Below are 18,760 nucleotides of genomic sequence, written 5' to 3'. Positions count from 1 at the left end.
GTTATGGTATTAAATAGTGATAGTTATTAGGGTTCGTTATGAGTTTAGAATCTTAGTACACTTTCATCCTGAGATTCTTCGGCAACTTCAGATTCAAACAAGGCATCAAACTCTTTAAAATCTAATGAATCGCTTAATCCAAAATCAGAAGGGGTTAGTTCTCTGTCTTCTTTACTAATACAGTGTTCGATAAGCTGGGTTAAATATTCTATATACTTATCTGCCAGATTTTGAACGGTTTCTGATTGGTATTGTGCTTCGGAGTAATCCCAGGAAATTCTAAGTTCATTGGCCACAATAATTGCTTTTACAATAAATTTTTCCTCGAGTATAGAAGTTGGACTAATATGATCTCCTCCGTATTCCGGAGCTGATGAAAATACAGCACTTTGATTCAGCACATTATCGATCTGTCCCAAATAATTAAAGACAACATCCCATCCGCAATCTTTTAACGAATGGCGTATTTCTTCAGACGAGTGCAAATAACGTAAACAACCGTACCCCATTCCTTTGGTTGGAATCCTGCGCAATGCTTCTTTTACCGATTTAACAATATCGCCTTCCGTTTCGGCATTTTCTTTTGACAGGATCACCGGATATTTATTGGTAAACCATCCTGTAGTACCGCTAACATCAATGTCTTTCAGTACATTTTCTCTTCCGTGGCCTTCAAATCCTAATGCCAGTCGTTTTGTTCCCAGAACATCTTCAAAAGTCATTTGAAGTGCGCTTAACATCAAATCGTTAATTTCTGTATTATAAGCTGAATTGGCATCTTTCAACAGGTGTTTGGTATATTCCTGATTTAGAATTCCGATCTGAGTTTTCTTCGTTTGTCTGGTAGGTTTATTGGCCGAAAAATCGGTTGGAAGCGGCGTATAGTCGCTATTAATTTGCTGCCAGTACTCTAACTGAGATTCTATTTCTTCGGTCTCTGCAAAGTTTTTCAACTTATTGATCCAGTCTCTGAACGAATTGTTTTTATTTTCCAGATACAGCTTTTCGTCTGTTGTTTCTTCTGTCAGCAGTGTTTCCAGATCATCGATGATAAACCTCCAGGAAACTCCGTCTACCGCTAAGTGATGCGATACCATGAAAAATCGGTTGTAGGGTACAGCGTCCGGCATTTCGATAAGAACAAAACGCGCTAAATCTCCTTTTTCAATATCCAATGATTGTTGGTATTTTGTACAAATTGCCGTCACCGCTTCTGCAACATTCTTTTCGTCATCGATCGTTTCTGTTCGATAGAAATTAACCGATTCTCCGTAAAACTGTTTCCATTCTTCCTGTCCCTGAACAGTCTCTTTTTGGTATTTTGATCGAAGTGAATCATGGCGTTTGGCTATTAATTCAACTGTTTTTTCGAGTTTTTCTTTCGGGATCTTTTTATCGATGCTCAATAAAACCGCCTGATTGAAATGTGACAATACAGCTTCATTTCTTTCAAAAAACCATTGTTGAATTGGAGATAGAGGTACTTCTCCTTCTAAAATTCCCTGCTCGGCGGTACTAAACTCCTTGCTATTTCGTTCTGCAGCAACCGCCAGTTCTGCGATCGTTTGATAGTCAAATAAATCCTGAACCTGAACCTGATAGCCTTTTTTCTTGGCACGGCTTACTACCTGAATGACAATGATAGAATCACCTCCGAGTTCAAAGAAATTATCTGTTACTCCTATTTCGTCAACATTAAGCAGATTTTGCCAAATAGTAACCAAATCCTCTTCTGCTTTTGTGGTTGGTGCGACATAAGTACGTCCCGTTGCAGCTGTAGGCTCCGGCAATGCTTTTCTGTCGATTTTTCCGTTTGAAGTAAGCGGCATCTGATCCAGTACAACATAGACCTGAGGAACCATATAATCCGGAACAACTCCTGAAAGATACGATTTCAAATCAGCCTCTGCATACCCTTCTTCAACAACCAGATAACTTACCAATCGCTTAACTCCTGTAGCGTCTTCTCTAAAAGAAACCTCATTCTGTACAACACCAGGATACCCTTGTATCACACGACTGATTTCTTTTAACTCTACACGGTATCCACGAATCTTCACCTGATCGTCTACACGGCCTAAAAATTCAATCTCGCCTAATGAATTTCTACGAACTAAGTCTCCCGTTCTGTATAAAACAGCGCTTTTACCTGCTGCAAATGGGTTGGCAATAAATTTCTCCTGAGTTAAGTCTTCACGATTCAGATAACCTTTCGAAATTCCTTTACCTCCCAATAATAATTCTCCTGAAACTCCAATTGGACATAACGACATATCACTGCTTACGATATAAGCTTCACTGTCTGAGAATAACTTCCCAACCGGAATGGTTACATAATCAAAAGCAGGATCTACTTTGTGAAGCAATTTTCCAATCGTACTCTCGGTAGGACCGTAATGGTTTACAATCATCACATTTGAATCTTGTGCTGCGATCTCTTTTACATAAGACACCTGAAGTACGTCTCCTCCAAATATTAAAGTACGTGCCGGCAATAACAAATCAGTATCGATGCGTAAAGCCTGCCAGTGACTTGGTACTATTTTGATACAATCAATTGGGTTAGCATTAAAATACGCTTGTAATTTAACCCCATCCATTAAAGTATCTTTATTGAATAAGTGCAAACATCCTCCGCTTAATAAAGAACCGTACAATACAGTATTTCCTAAATCGGCAGAAAGTGAAGACATTAATCCGAAGCTTTTATTGGCACTGATCGAAATCTTAGCTTCTAATCCTTCGTAATAGTCTACCAAATTCTTGTGACTTACCTGAACTCCTTTTGGCTGACCTGTGGTTCCTGATGTGTACACAACATAAGCAGTCGTATCTTCTGTTGCCAATGTTGAGAAAGTAACCTCCTGCGGAAGTGCCTGGATATCGGCATACTGAATATCGATAGAAAATATTGGAACTGAAAAATCAATTACATCAAATAAGCTCGAAGATTCAATCAGCAAACACTTCACATTGGCTTCCTGTACCATGTACAACTGACGCTCTTTTGGTAATGAAAGATCAATCGGAACATAACCTGCTCCTGATTTTAAAATAGATACCATAGCCAATAAAGACCAGTTTGAAGTATCCATCATCATGGCAATCAAATCACCCTGTTTTAAATCATACGTTTGTTGATAGTAATACGCCAATTTGGTAGCAGCTTCATCCAGCTCCCTGTACGTCATACGGCTATCATTATAAACAAATGCAATTGCATCCGGAGTTTGGGCTACCTGCGCTTCAAAGTGAGATAATACAGTTCCTTTTCCTGATAATGTATACTCAGGTGTGTTATAATCTACTAAAAGTGCCTGCTCTTCTTCGGCGCTAAGCATGGCCAGATTTCCTATTGATGAAGTATCGTCTGCTAAAATAGTGTCCAGCAAATTCTCGTAATGAGATCGGAATCCTGTAATCGTAGACGAATTGAAAAGTGCGCTGCAATAGTTGAATGAGAAAGAGATTCCTTCCGGACTGTCTTCTGCAAAAATGGTCAGATCGAACTTCGAAATGTCGTAATCCATTGGCACAGACTCAATCGTTATATTACTAAATTCAGCAATTTTAGCCTCTGGGTTGTTGTTTAAAACAAACAATACCTGGAATAAAGAACTTCTGCTTTTGTCTCTGGCTTTCTCTACACGATCGACTACTTTTTCAAACGGAACTGCGATATGATTGTACGCTTCTAAAGTGGTTTGTTTTACCGATTTCAGCACTTCATTAAATGTTGGATTACCGGATAAATCAGTACGTAGTGCCAAAGTGTTGACAAAAAATCCAATCATCGATTCTAATTCCTGCTGCGGACGATTGGCTACCGTAGTTCCAACACAGATATCAGACTGACCGCTGTAACGGTACAGCGCTACTTTGTAAACACTCAGCAATAACATGAATAAAGTTACGCCCTCTTCTTTGGCATAAGCACGTAAAGCCTCACTGCGATCGCGATCTAATTTAAAGTTTATGTAGTCTCCTATACTGCTTTGAACAGCTGGTCTTGCATAATCTGTTGGAAGTGCAGAAGGTGCTACTCCTGTTAATTTAGACTCCCAGTACTCTAATTTCTCCGCCAGATAATCTCCGGAAACCTCAGAACGCTGCCAGACTGAATAGTCGGTGTATTGGAAACTAAGAGCTGGTAATACCGCCTCTTTTCCTTCTGCATAGGAAGCATATAATGTTTTAAATTCATTAACGATAAGTGATGTCGACCATCCGTCTGTTGCGATATGATGACGAACCAATAATAAAATATGCTCTTCCTCTGATACCCTGATAATTGTAGCACGTAACATATAATCTTTAGACAGATCAAAAGAACGGCTTATTTCGTCTTTGATAAAAGCTTTCTGATCGGCTACAGAAGTAAGAACAGTAAGATTCCAATGCTCTGAAGGCTGAACTTTTTGATACGCTATTCCTTCTTTTTCTAAATAAATAGTACGCAATGCCTCATGACGCTCTACAATTGTTTTTAAAGCTTGTGATAGATAGTCTGTATTCAGAGCTCCTTTTAAGTTTAATAATACCGGTACGTGATAATTCTCACTTCCTTTTAATTTATCAATAAACCATAAACGTTCCTGAGCATAAGACAATGGAATGTCTGCAGGCAAGTCTTGTTTGACAACCAACGGAAGTGCAAGCGTATTGTCCTGACTTTCGATAAAAGAAGCCAAAGCAGCAATATTAGTATGATCGAATATATCGGTAATATTGATGGCAACATTAAGTGTTGTTTTAATCGCTGATAGTAAACGAACGGCAAGCAAAGAATGTCCTCCCAATTCAAAGAAATCATCCGTAACTCCTATCTGTTCTACATTCAATAAATCCTGCCAGATCGCAACCAGACCTTTTTCGGTTTCAGTTTCAGCTGCAACATATACACGTCCTTCTGTAACTGTAGGCTCCGGCAATGCTTTTCTGTCGATCTTTCCGTTTGAAGTAAGCGGCATCTGATCCAGTACAACATACACCTGAGGAACCATATAATCCGGAACAACTCCTGAAAGATACGATTTCAAATCAGATTCTGCATACCCTTCTTCAACAACCAAATAACTTACTAAACGCTTAACTCCTGTAGCATCTTCTTTGAATAAAACCTCATTCTGTACAATTCCGGAATACCCCTGAATTACACGACTGATTTCTTTTAACTCTACACGATATCCACGAATCTTCACCTGATCGTCTACACGGCCTAAAAATTCAATCTCGCCTAATGAATTTCTGCGAACTAAGTCTCCCGTTCGGTATAAAACTGTGCTCTTAGCTGTTGCGAATGGGTTGGCAATAAATTTCTCCTGAGTTAAGTCTTCACGATTCAGATAACCTTTCGAGATTCCTTTACCTCCCAATAATAATTCTCCTGAGACTCCAATTGGACATAACGACATATCGCTGCTTACAATATAAGCTTCACTGTCTGAGAATAACTTACCAACCGGAATGGTAACGTAATCAAAAGCAGGATCTACCTGGTGCAATAATTTTCCAATCGTGCTCTCGGTAGGGCCGTAATGGTTTACAATCATCACATTTGAATCTTGTGCTGCGATCTCTTTTACATAAGACACCTGAAGTACGTCTCCTCCAAATATTAAAGTACGTGCCGGCAATAATAACTTGTTATTTATGCTCAACGCCTGCCAGTGACTTGGTACTATTTTGATACAATCAATTGGGTTGGCGTTAAAATACGCTTGTAATTTAACCCCATCCATTAAAGTATCTTTATTGAATAAGTGCAAACATCCTCCGCTTAATAAAGAACCATACAACACAGTATTTCCTAAATCGGCAGAAAGTGAAGACATTAAGCCGAAACTTTTGTTGGCACTGATCGAAATCTTAGCTTCTAAACCTTCGTAATAATCTACCAAATTCTTGTGACTTACCTGAACTCCTTTTGGCTGACCTGTGGTTCCTGAAGTGTACACCACATAAGCTGTAGTATCTTCTGTTGCCAATGTTGAGAAGGTAACCTCCTGCGGAAGTGCCTGGATATCGGCATACTGAATATCGATAGAGAATATTGGAACTGAAAAATCAATTACATCAAATAAGCTCGAAGATTCAATAAGCAAACACTTCACATTAGCTTCCTGTACCATGTACAACTGACGCTCTTTTGGTAACGAAAGATCAATTGGAACATAACCTGCTCCTGATTTTAAAATAGATACCATCGCCAGTAAAGACCAGTTTGAAGTATCCATCATCATGGCGATCAAATCACCCTGTTTTAAATCATACGTTTGTTGATAGTAATACGCCAATTTGGTAGCAGCTTCATCCAGCTCCTTGTACGTCATACGGCTATCATTATAAACAAATGCAATTGCATCCGGAGTTTGGGCTACCTGCGCTTCAAAGTGAGATAATACAGTTCCTTTTCCTGATAATGCATACTCAGGTGTGTTATACTCTACTAAAAGTGCCTGTTCTTCTTCGGCGCTAAGCATGGCCAGATTTCCTATTGATGAGGTACCGTTTTCTAAGATAGCAGTCAATAAATTCTCATAATGTGATCTTAAACCTGATACAGTTGCAGCACTGAAAAGATCTGTACAATAGTTGAATGAAAAAGAGATTCCTTCCGTGCTGTCTTCTGCAAAAATGGTCAGATCGTATTTGGCAATATTATAATTCATTGCCATTGGTTCGATGGTAATATCACTAAATTCAGCAACTTTTGCCTCAGGGTTGTTGTTTAAAACAAACAATACCTGGAATAAAGAACTTCTGCTTTTGTCTCTGGCTTTCTCTACACGATCGACTACTTTTTCAAACGGAACTGCGATATGATTGTACGCTTCTAAAGTGGTTTGTTTTACCGATTTCAGAACTTCATTAAATGTTGGATTACCGGATAAATCAGTACGAAGGGCTAAAGCATTGACAAAGAATCCAATCATCGATTCTAATTCCTGCTGCGGACGATTGGCAACGGTGGTTCCGATACAAATATCAGACTGACCACTGTAACGGTATAATAATACTTTGTAAACACTCGACAATAGCATGAATAAGGTTACACCCTGCTCTTTCGCATAAGCTCGTAAAGCCTCACTTTGATCACTGTCTAACTTTAAATTGATATGGTTCCCGCGACTGCTTTGAACAGCTGGTCTTGCATAATCTGTTGGAAGTGCAGAAGGTGCTACTCCTGTTAATTTAGATTCCCAATACTCTAATTTTTCTGCTAATACCTCTTCAGACAACTCAGTACGCTGCCAAACGGAATAATCCGTATATTGAAAATTTAGCACTGGTAAATTAGCTTCTTTTCCTGTTGCATAGGAAGCGTATAATTCTTTGAATTCTTTAACGATTATAGATTCAGACCATCCGTCTGTTGCAATATGATGGCGTACCAATACTAAAATATGTTCTGCATCTGATACCTTGATAATCGTAGCACGTAACATATAATCTTTAGATAAATCAAATGGATTGTTTATCTCTTCGGCTGTAAATTCTTTATAATCTGCGACTCCCGAAACAACATTCAACTCCCAACGGTCTGAGGATTGTACCACCTGATAAGCAACACCTTCTTTTTCTATAAATATAGTACGGAGTGCCTCATGACGTTCTACAATTGTTTTTAAAGCTTGTGAAAGATAATCAGTATTAAGAGTTCCTTTTAGTGTTAATACCGTAGGCATATGATAATGTTCACTGCCTTTTAATTTATCTATAAACCATAAACGTTCCTGAGCATAAGACAATGGAATATCTGCGGGTAAGTCTTGTTTACTTACCAAAGAAAATGTTGAGGCAGTATCTTGTTTTTCTATAAAAGAAGCCAGATCTGAGATCGTCGGATTACCAAATACGTTTGTAATGGTAACGCCAACGTTCATTACTTTCTTTATTGCCGATATTAAACGTACTGCTAATAAGGAATGTCCTCCCAGTTCAAAGAAATTATCGGTAATACCAACTTGCTCTACATTTAGCAGATTCTGCCAAATGGCAACCAATTCCTCTTCTGTTTTTGTTCCTGGCGCTACATATTCATATTCCCTGCTGAATGTTGGATCCGGTAATGCTTTTCTGTTTACTTTACCATTTGATGTCAATGGAATTTCATCCAGTTGTACCATTATTCCCGGAATCATATACCCCGGAATATGTTCTTTTAGATAAGCAATAAGATCTTCTTTTGTTTTATTTTCTTTAAAAACTACATAGGCTACCAATTCATTTACTCCGTAAGCATCTTCTTTGGCGATAACAACTCCCTGATGTACAAACGGACAGCTGTTGATAACGGTATCCAATTCTCCCAATTCAATTCTGTACCCTCTGATTTTTACCTGGCTGTCTTCTCTTCCCAAGTATTCTATAGTACCATCCTGAAGCCACTTTGCATTATCACCCGTTCTGTATAATTTTCCTTCCCCAAAAGGATTTTGCACAAATCGGTAAGCATTAAGTTCAGGAAGATTGATGTACTCTCTGGCTACCTGAACACCACCTATGTACAGTTCTCCTGTAACACCTTTAGGCTGTATGTTCATTTCGCTATCCAGAATATAAATCTGAGTGTTTGCCACGGGAACTCCTATCGTAACACGTTTTAAATCTACCGCATTAAAAGGAACAATCCAGCTTGTCACATCGATCGAAGCCTCTGTAGGTCCGTATAAATTGCTCAAAACAACATTTGGCAATACTTTTTGAAAATCTTCTACCTGGCTTATTTTTAAAGCCTCCCCACTACATACCACATTTTTCAGACTGCTGCATTTAGAAACATCAATGTCCAATAAAAATGCACTTAACATAGAAGGTACAAAGTGAATCATTGTTACCCCGTGTGCTGAGATCAATTCTCTTAAATAATCGCTGTCTTTATGTCCTTCCGGTTTTGGAATTACTAATTTACACCCTGCCAATAATGGAAGAAAGAATTCCCAAACCGATACATCAAAACAGAAAGTAGTTTTTTGTATCAATACATCGTTAGCCGTTAAATTATAGTACTCCTTCGCCCATAACAGACGGTTCACCAAACCTTTTTGTTCGTTCACAACTCCTTTAGGATTTCCTGTAGATCCTGAAGTGTAAATTACATAAGCCGCATTTGTAACAGGTATTACTACAGCAGGATTAGTTCCGGACTGATTGACAAGTACGGAATCCTGTTGATCAAGATTAAGTATCGTAGTACCTTCCAGAAAATTAACTTTGTTGATACTGTTGTTATTTGCCAATACAACTTCTGCCTTAGTGTCTTTTACAATGTACTCTATTCTTTCAATCGGGTAATGAGGATCAATAGGTGCATAAGCTCCTCCGGATTTCATAATACCCAACATTCCAATAACCATTTCGAAAGAACGCTCCATACACAATCCTACTATAGATTCTGTTGTAACATTGATACTGCGTAAATAATGAGCCACCTGATTGGCTTTTTCATTTAAAGCTGCATAGGTCATTTCTTCTCCTTCAAAAGCCAAAGCAACTCCTTGCGGATTATTAACAACTTGTTCTTCAATGAGGTCTATAAGCGTAATATCAACCGGATAATTCGTTGCCGTAGCATTAAAATCCTGTACTAATTCTTTTTCTTCTTCCTGACTGATGTAAGTTAGTTTTCCAATAGGAGTTTCCGGTTGAAATAATACTTCTTCCAGGATTTGTTTATAGTGTCGTATTAATCCTTCGATCATTTGATGTTCGTACACCTCGGTATTATAAGCAACATCTAAAACCAGGTGCTCTCCGGCTTCTGTGAAATTAAGCTCTACATCAAACTTTGAAACTGTTTCTCCCAAATCAAGAATTGCATCGGTTTTTGATGTTGGTATTTCAATCGTCTCCTCATTTACCGCTGTATTCTGAAGTACTAACAAAACATCAAACACACTGCTTCTTCCTGCATCTCTTTTGATGTTTAAGTTTTCTACTAAACTGTCAAAAGGATACATTTGATGGTTAAACGCCTCAAGTGTCTGCTCTTTAATTCGCTTGTAAATTGAAGTAAAATTCTCCTCGGCCCCTACAGTATTGCGCAAGGCAAGAGTATTTACATAAAAACCAATCTGATTGGCTAAATCTGCATGGTCACGTCCTGCTACCGGGCTACCTATAATAATATCTGTATCTGAGGTATATTTATGAAACAGAACATTGATCGTGGTTAGTAAACTAATAAAAGTACTGCCATTGTTCTCTTTTGTAAAATGCTGAAGCATCGCTGTTGTTTCCTTAGAAATATAAGCTCTTAAACTTCTTCCTTTATGTGTTTTCACAGAAGGACGTCGTTTTTCTGAAGGAAGATCCAGGATTGGTAACTCTCCTGAAAGACTTTCCATCCAATAAGCTTTATCCTTAGTAGAAACCGCTGAATTGATCTGTACTGCCTGCCAGTTTGCATAATCTTTATATTGAATGGCAAGAGGTGCAAGATCAGGAGCATTCCCTTTTACAAAAGACTCATAAAATGCAAATACATCTTTTGATAATACATTCATTGACCAGCCATCACCTATAATGTGGTGCATGTTGTAATAAAAAACATAAGTATCCTCTTCAGTCTGTAATAAACTTAGACGAAATAATGGCCCTTTTTCTAAATCAAACGGAACGAATGAATCTTCTTTGATATAACCGGATACACTGGCATCTTTATCTGCAACATTTCTGAAATCAACATAAGACAACCCGAAGTTTACGTCTGTTGTTGGCTGCACGTACTGTCTCACATCACCGTTTTCATCCATTTTGAAAGTAGTACGTAAGATCTCGTGACGCTCTATAGTAGCGATTATCGCTTTTTGAAAGTATCCGATATCATAATTACCTTTTAAAATGGTACGCATAGGCATATTGTACACCTCAGACCCTCCTTCAAACTGGCTTAAAGTCCAAAGACGGCGCTGTCCGGCCGATACTTCGTAACTTTCAGATTCAGAAACTGCAGAAATTGACTCAAAATTAAATTTTGCATTGTTTTTACTGCTTTTAAGTAAGGCGATAAGACGATCTTTATTGGTTGAAATATCATTTTTATCCTCCGCAGTAAGAGCTGCTGTATTTCCTGTTACTCTTAAATTTTCTTCTGAATCATCAAGAAAAATTTGTACTTCTTTATGGGATAAGCCGGTAATTATTGATTTGATATCTTTCATCGTAATAGTGTTTTCTAAATGCTTTATTTTTGAATTAGTAACTGATATATTTAAAATAACCTATGTACAACACCAAACACATTGTTCTAAAAGACAATGTGTTGTGATGATTTACCAGGTAGTAAAAACTAAATTTTGATGTGGTAAAAAAGGATTGAGATAAGAGATCTTTTACACTTTATAACAAGTACAAAAATCACTTTAATGATTCGCTCCATTATGTAGGAGGCGATAATCTAACTGAAAAGAAAATCTAAAAACTATGCCTTTGCAAATACGTTTTCTTCCGGATTGGATAAATACGACAAAGGTATTATGGCTGATATATTCTGACGCAATGAACTTAATCGTACGCTGATTCTGTGCTGATTGTCGACTCTGAAAACTTCACATTCCAAACCTGATAGTTCACCATGCTCGATTTTAAGTTTATCGCCTATTTTTGGCAGTGCCGATTCGACTTGAACATCGGTGATCTCTTTTCCCTGGGTAAAGAGTTTGATATAAGCAATTTCTTCTTCGGAAACTTTGCCGTATTCTTTGCCGAAAGACAAGTAGGAACAACCGCTCTCTACATTTAAAGCATCATGAAAGTCTTTGTTGTTTTTAATGTTTACAAAAACATAACTGGGAAATAACGGAATTTCAATTTTCTTGGTTCGGTCACTCCATTGTCTAATGCTGGTGGCCATAGGCAAAAAAGCTTCTAATTTTTTTTCCATTAATTCTTTGTAGACTTTACTCTCATGTCTGTACTTTACATAAAGGACATGCCAACCTTGTTTTCGATCCATATTATTTGGTTTTTTTCGTCACCGGACATAGCTGCGCTATTACCAGTCACATGGTTATTTTTTTTAGATACGTTTTTTGGTTTAATAGCTTTACCTTTTTTACTCTAAAGTAATTTTGGTAATGATGTTTTTGTTGGAACTCTCAAGGTAAATTTTGATTCCTTTTGAGTGTGTTGTAAAAATCTGAAAGTTGCTAATCCAACTACTTATTTTTACTGAAGTAAATTTACAATATAGGTTTTCAAATGCTACTACACCAAAGTGTAGTTCAATTGGTTAGCGTTAAATACTACCTTATTGGGTAGTTTATCCTTTACAGAAGAAAGCTCAAAATCTTCCGGTGTAACTAAATGTTTGTTCTCGTTGTAAAAAGTAATAAGACCATTATAAGACATCGATACAGGTATCGTTTCTGATCCCAGGTATTCGATTGATTTGCCCACAATTTTTGCTTTGATGCCCATTAGGGTTAGTACGCGAAGCAGTTTGGCATCGATTTCGGCAAAGGCCATATTGTCTTTGTGTTTGCAAACCGGTGCAATGGCACAAACCAATAGTTTTTTTAGCAGGTTAACATCACGAACACCTTTTTTAATGGCAAAACGTCCAATGTGCCAGATTTCATTGATGGCATCTCCTTCTGCACATAAAAAAGGGTTGATCCCAAACATTTTTTGAATAGGAAGTGGAGTAATAAAATCCCATTTTAGAACTCTGATGGTACCGGTAAAGTCTCCCAATTCGTTTTTGAATGCGAATATTTTGGAGTTTTCAAGGAAGTTCATTTCTTCTTTGTAAACGGCATCAATATCTTTTTGATAGTGGCCCGGAAAAACTTCATTAGAGTGGTGATTGAAGTTTTCTGTGACTACAAATTTTGACATACGGAAGATGTCATTCTGACTAATTTCGGTGTGGTTGTTTTTGGCGAGTTTCATAGTGTTTGTTTTCTCCAAAACTATCACCACAATTTACGCTTCATATTACACAAAATACTAGTTTACAGTATTTTAATTAAAAACTACCCTTAAGTGTAGTTTTTAAAAATGAACTTTAGAAGAAAAAAAAAGACATTAAAAAAAATATATCTGCTCTACTCTATATTAAAATTTTATAAGTTAAGTATTAAAAATTTTAAGATTATATCTCCAATTTTCCTATATTCACATCCTGTTAAAAAAATCTTAAATATGGTAATTGAAAACGACTTTTTTTCCACAAACAACACCGTTCAGAAGATCTCTGAAGATGAAAAAGGCAGACTTGGAAATTATTTAGAACTGGTCAAAGCATTTGCCAGAACAACTTACAGCAGTATTTATATTATTGATTACGAAAAAAAGGGGTTTGAGTATGTGTCCGAAAATCCATTATTCTTATGTGATCACACTCCGGCAGAGGTTCAGGAACTCGGATATGCCTTTTATTTTAAGTATGTGGTCAAAGAAGATCTGGATTTATTACTAAAAATCAATACTATAGGTTTTGATTTTTATCAAAACATTCCTGTAGAAGAACGCCTGAATCATACCATCTCTTATGATTTCCGATTGAAAAATCCCAATGGAAAGACTTTTTTGGTGAATCAAAAACTGACTCCTGTTTTCCTGACCAATGACGGTAAAATCTGGAAATCGATTTGCATTATCTCGCTTTCTTCTGAATTGCAGTCGGGGAATATTAAAATTTATAAAAAAGGAGAAAATAAGATCTACAGTTATGATCTTGAGGGGAGTTTCTGGAAGGTGCTGAAAAAGATAGAACTAACCAGCCGTGAGAAGGAAGTTTTGCAGTATTCTATCAGGGGTTTTACCATTGCCAACATGGCTGATAGTATGTTTGTATCTGCGGATACCATTAAGTTTCACAAGAGAAAATTGTTCACCAAACTGGGGGTGGGAAATATTGCTGAGGCCATTGCTTATGCCACCAGTAATAAACTGATTTAATATTCTTTTCTCCCTTATAAAAACTATGTTTCAATGCGTGGAATATTTTCACGCAGATTTTTTCTGTTGGATTTTTTCTGTGGCTATGGTTTAAACACATAGGAACATGGTCTTTTACAGCCTAAAATAAGGCGTTTCACTTTTAATAAAACGCAGAGCGTTATAATAGAGGAATGTGTTTCTATGAGACACTCTTTACTCTTTTCACATCTCTTAAAATCTATGTTTCTATGTGTTGAATATTTTTCACTCAGATTTGGCAGATTGTGCAAATTTTTGAAATCCTTATAATTGTGGCTATGTCTTAAACACATAGAAACATAGATTCTCCGGATAAAATTAAGACGTTTCACATTTTATATTTCACATCTAACACTCCATAAAATCTATGTCCTACACAGTAAATTATCATTGCTAAAAGCCCAAAAAGGGATTCTATAAATCTTCATCTATGATTGCGGATAAATAAAACTCAGGGAATTTTTTGAACTTTTTACCGGTCGCAATATTAAAAAGCAAATGAGTACACAGAGCTGCTACCGACCAAGATGCAATGGCCATTTGTGGCGGTGACTGACAGCCCTTTTCGATTTTGTATTTTTCAATAATACTGTCCATCCATTTTTGCGGATTTCCCCAAAATCTCAAATAACTTGAAGCGTAATCCATCATAGTCGATTCATTGAATTCTTCTTCTCCATTTGCCAGCGCATTTAAAAGAAGGCCATCTCTGGCAATAACAGTTACCAGACTTCCCCATCCAATATTATAAGGATGCAGCACCGGAATGTCTAACTTTTGACAAGCGGTATCGAATATCAGCGGTACCGGAGAAGAAAAGTCCAGCGTATTAATTGCCGCTTTGTGACCTTTAATATGATCCCCTATGTTTTCGACAGTCAGGAAAAAATCAATACAATTGATTTCTGCATTTTTATTGATTGATTTCAATCGTCTTGCCAAAGCATCTACTTTGTTAGAATCGATATCATCTTCTGTATAGTTCTGTCTGCTCAAATTAGACCGCTCTACCTGATCCCCATCTACAATAGTGATTTTTTCAAAACCAAAACGCAGCGCACATTCCGCAATTACGCTTCCAATACCGCTTCCTGCCAGCAAAATTGGAAAATCTTTTATAATCTCTTGCTCTTCATCGCTTAGATAAAGTTTATTCTTTGAATAACGATCATCCATAGTATTATTTTTTTATTCAAAATTAAACAGAAACAACCAGTACCCTTTTAACCTAAAGGGTAGTTTTTACCGTTTGAACCCCCAGTATCACTGATTTAACCACCTTAAAAACCATTACAAACTGTAAATCAACACACTAGACGCAAAACAGAAAAAACAAATAAATCACTTCAGTCAAAAAACAACTGAAATACAGCAAATTACAATATCTGTAAAACAAAAAAACAGTTACAAGAATACTCCTGTAACTGTTTTTTTATACTCTTTTTTTTTAGATGAACTATAGCTCTAAAAAACCAATTCTTCCCCAACAACAGAAGGAATCAACTGTTGTTTGTTTAAAATTTGTATGGATTCTATGTAACCGGCCAAATTGGTGATTGTTGGCTCTTTGTACAATTCCTTAAGTTCAATTTTAATATTAAATTCTTTCTGAATCTTAGAAATTACCTGAGTGGCTTTCAGACTGTGTCCACCAAGCGCAAAAAAGATATCACTTACTCCTATTTTCGTTTTTTGTAAAACTTCCTCCCAGATGGCAACGAGCTTTTCTTCTATTTCATTGGCTGGAGCCACATATTCTTGTTGGATAACATCCTCTGTACTTACCGATGGCAATGCTTTTTTGTCGATCTTGCCGTTGGGTGTTAGTGGAAATTTATCCAGGAACACATAATAACTTGGCAGCATATACTCTGGTAATTCTCTCGATAGTGATTGACGAAGCTGTTGTTTGTCAATAGTTGCGGTACTCACCAGATAACTGACAATGACCGGATCTCCGTTTACAGTTGCTGTGATGACCACACACTGATCGATATCTTCCTGAGATTGTAGTACCTGCTCGATTTCTCCGAGCTCGATACGATGTCCTCTGATTTTAACCTGACTGTCTTTTCTACCAATGTAAGCGATGGTGCCATCAGGTAACCATTTGCCCAAATCGCCTGTTTTGTAGAGTTTGCTGTCTTCTTTGTATGGATTGACGATAAACTTTTCGGCGGTTAGTTCCGGTTGGTACAAATACCCTCTGGACAAGCCATCACCTGAGATACAGATTTCTCCAATTACACCTACAGGCTGCAAGGCCAATTCTTCTGAGAGCACATAAAACTGGGTATTGTCTAAGGCTTTTCCAATAGGCACGGAATTTTCATAAGTTCCTTCTACTCGGTAATAACTGCTGTAAGTGGTGTCTTCTGAAGGACCGTACAGATTTCGAATAGCGATGCCGGAGTTGGTAAAATGGTTGGCAATACTCACCGGGAATGCCTCTCCGGCAAGGTTGATTCCAACGGCATTCTCAAAGGTGGTTCCTTTCTCTATCAGGGTATGAATTACAGAAGGCACGGTATTGATCAGTACGTTTTTGTCGCTCTGAATATAATCTCCTATCGATAATCCATTGGCCAGTAAACGTATTTGTTTTCCGATACTTAAAGGATAGAAAAATTCGTAAACGGACAGATCAAAACAGTGTGAGGTTACGGCGTATAAAATATCAAAATTAGTATCGCTAAATTCTCTTTGTGACCAGCATAACATGGCCACAGCGTTCTGATGGGTGATCATAACACCTTTTGGTTTCCCTGTGGATCCTGAGGTGTAAATGATGTAGCCCAGATGCTGCGAACTAAAAGTGATCTGCGGCAATGATTTTGATATGGATTCTGCTTGTTTGAAAGTTGTTATAAAGTTATCGTCTATGGTAACTTTACATTTACTGTCTTGCTCGATGTATTCGATACGCTGTGTCGGATAGTTGGGATCGATCGGAACGTAAGCACATCCTGATTTTAAAACCGCCAATAAAGCAATAGGCAGCCACTCGCTGCGACCGAGTTTTACTCCTACTAAATCTTCTACGGCTAAGTTGTAATTACTTAACAGGTAGTGTGATAATTCATTAGAGATTTCATCGAGTTCTTGGTAGGTAAAACTTTTTGTATCGGTTACTAAAGCGATCTGTTCCGGGGTTTTCTTCGCCTGGGCTACAAATAAGTCAACCATTGTATTGTCCTTAGGATACGCTACTGCTGTGTCGTTAAAATCCTGTAACAATTGTGTGGTCTCGGCTTCGCTCAGGTAGTTGAGTGTAGCTACTTTTTGCTCCGGATATTGGATGGCTTTCGTTAAAAAAGTATCTAAATGAGCCGCCAATCGTGCTACAAATTCCGGTTCGTAAATATCAGTGTTGTATTCGATATGTAAGCTTAGTTCTCCTTGATACTCTGCGAAAGCAAAGGTTAAATCAAATTTACTGAAGGGTCTTTTCAACTGCTTGTAGGATGTTATTTCAACACCGTTTATGGTTAGGTTTTCAGACGCTAATATTTCCCGTTGATTTTGAAATACCACTAAAACATCAAACAAAACCGAACGGCTTAAATCTCTTTTAAGATCAAGCGCTTCTACCAGACTATCAAAAGGATAATCCTCATGAGAATAGGCTTTTAATAAGGTTTCTTTTTGTATCTTCAGTAATTCTTCAAAACTTGTTTTTTCCTCAAAAGCGGTTCGAATAGCCAGCGTATTTAAATACAACCCAACCTGATTTTCCAGATCACTGTGTTTTCTTCCCGCTATCGGTGTTCCCAAAATGATGTCTCTGTTGTTCGTATATCTGGACAGTACTCCGTTTATACCGGCCATTAAAAGCATAAAAAGTGTTACCCCTTTTTGCTGTGCATGAGTGTTAAACTGAGTGGTAATTTCTTTTGAAAAAGAATGCTTCAGTCCCGAACCGTTATAGGTTTTAAGCTTCGGTCTTGTTTTATCGGAAGGCAGTTCCAAAACCGGCAAATCTCCCGAGAATGTCTCTAGCCATACCGCTTTAGATTTTTCCAACATGGCTAGCCTGGACGGACTGTTTTGCCATTCTGAATAATCTTTATACTGAATAGGCAAGTCCGATAATAGGATCTCATTCCCTACAACCAATTCATTATAAATCGTTATAAATTCTTTACTCAATATCCCCATCGACCAGCCATCGCCAATAATGTGATGCATATTGAGCATTAGAATATGATGATCTGCAGTTGTCTTTACGATCTCTCCTATAAAAAGAGGTCCTTTTTCTAAGTCAAAAGCATGCCTTTGAAGTGTATTAGCATGATTGCTCAGGACTTCAGCTGTGGCATTACTTAAATCTGTAAACTGTAAAGCTCCACTGTATTGAGCCACCGGAACAATATACTGTCCCAAATTACCCTGATCATCTTCTTTAAAAATGGTACGCAAGCTCTCATGTCTCTTCACTAAAATTTGAAAGGCTTCGGCTAACTTTTCAAATTCCAACACTCCTTTAAACTCAAAAGCATTAAATAGATTATAGGCTGAATTACCCGTCTCAAACTGACTTAAAGTCCACAAACGGTGCTGAGACGAAGTAAGCGCATAAGATTCTTTTATTGCCGCTTTGGGAATTGATTCTGAAGAGGAAAGTAATTTGGTCAGTTCGTTTTTATGTGCTTTAATCTCTTCAATAATTTCGGTAGTTAAAGTCCCCTTCGGAGCATTAATTTTCAAATCCCCATTTTCTACCCGAAGTCTGATATTCAAGGATTGTAACGTATGTAGTAAATTTTTTATCACGATATCATTTTTTAAATAAATTAAAAAGCATCTCTGTTTTTCAGAATCATTATATTCT

The 18,760-nt window shown here is 37.4% G+C and carries 6 protein-coding genes; 1 reads left to right on the top strand and 5 read right to left on the bottom strand.

What is annotated here, in order from left to right:
* Positions 1-44: 44 nt before the first annotated feature.
* From OLM58_RS12810 to OLM58_RS12800, 3 genes are all read right to left on the bottom strand, one after another.
* On the bottom strand, positions 45-11,165 hold the full coding sequence (locus OLM58_RS12810) for a non-ribosomal peptide synthetase (RefSeq protein ID WP_264529202.1): 11,121 nt from the start codon (positions 11,163-11,165) through the stop codon (positions 45-47).
* 260 nt (positions 11,166-11,425) lie between these two features.
* Entirely contained in the window at positions 11,426-11,959 is a 534-nt protein-coding gene (locus tag OLM58_RS12805; protein ID WP_264529195.1) for a UpxY family transcription antiterminator, read from the bottom strand.
* 251 nt (positions 11,960-12,210) lie between these two features.
* Positions 12,211-12,897: a hypothetical protein gene (locus tag OLM58_RS12800; RefSeq protein WP_264529201.1), complete on the bottom strand. Its 687-nt coding sequence runs from the start codon at positions 12,895-12,897 to the stop codon at positions 12,211-12,213.
* Between the two features lie 252 nt (positions 12,898-13,149).
* Here OLM58_RS12800 and OLM58_RS12795 point away from each other — a divergent pair, with 252 nt between their 5' ends.
* Positions 13,150-13,908: a response regulator transcription factor gene (locus tag OLM58_RS12795; protein ID WP_264529200.1), complete on the top strand. Its 759-nt coding sequence runs from the start codon at positions 13,150-13,152 to the stop codon at positions 13,906-13,908.
* A 435-nt stretch (positions 13,909-14,343) separates the two neighbouring features.
* Here the strand turns inward: OLM58_RS12795 and OLM58_RS12790 are convergent, their stop codons facing one another.
* Together OLM58_RS12790 and OLM58_RS12785 are read right to left on the bottom strand one after the other, a co-directional pair.
* A complete protein-coding gene (locus tag OLM58_RS12790) occupies positions 14,344-15,105 on the bottom strand; it encodes a ThiF family adenylyltransferase (RefSeq protein WP_017498831.1) in 762 nt (253 codons plus the stop codon).
* Between the two features lie 288 nt (positions 15,106-15,393).
* Positions 15,394-18,702 (bottom strand): amino acid adenylation domain-containing protein, encoded by a 3,309-nt coding sequence (locus OLM58_RS12785; RefSeq protein ID WP_264529199.1) that lies wholly within the window; start codon positions 18,700-18,702, stop codon positions 15,394-15,396.
* Positions 18,703-18,760: the final 58 nt, after the last annotated feature.

This window comes from Flavobacterium sp. N502540 (assembly GCF_025947365.1).
Taxonomy (GTDB): Bacteria; Bacteroidota; Bacteroidia; order Flavobacteriales; family Flavobacteriaceae; genus Flavobacterium.
The sequence above is the reverse complement of the archived record's forward strand: the minus strand, read 5'-3'. Positions and strand labels throughout refer to the sequence as shown.

Excerpts from the sequence above, each read along its gene's own strand:
- OLM58_RS12795 (WP_264529200.1), top strand. The coding sequence starts at position 13,150 with ATGGTAATTGAAAACGACTTTTTTTCCACAAACAACACCGTTCAGAAG.
- OLM58_RS12790 (WP_017498831.1), bottom strand. The coding sequence starts at position 15,105 with ATGGATGATCGTTATTCAAAGAATAAACTTTATCTAAGCGATGAAGAG.
- OLM58_RS12805 (WP_264529195.1), bottom strand. The coding sequence starts at position 11,959 with ATGGATCGAAAACAAGGTTGGCATGTCCTTTATGTAAAGTACAGACAT.
- OLM58_RS12810 (WP_264529202.1), bottom strand. The coding sequence starts at position 11,165 with ATGAAAGATATCAAATCAATAATTACCGGCTTATCCCATAAAGAAGTA.
- OLM58_RS12800 (WP_264529201.1), bottom strand. The coding sequence starts at position 12,897 with ATGAAACTCGCCAAAAACAACCACACCGAAATTAGTCAGAATGACATC.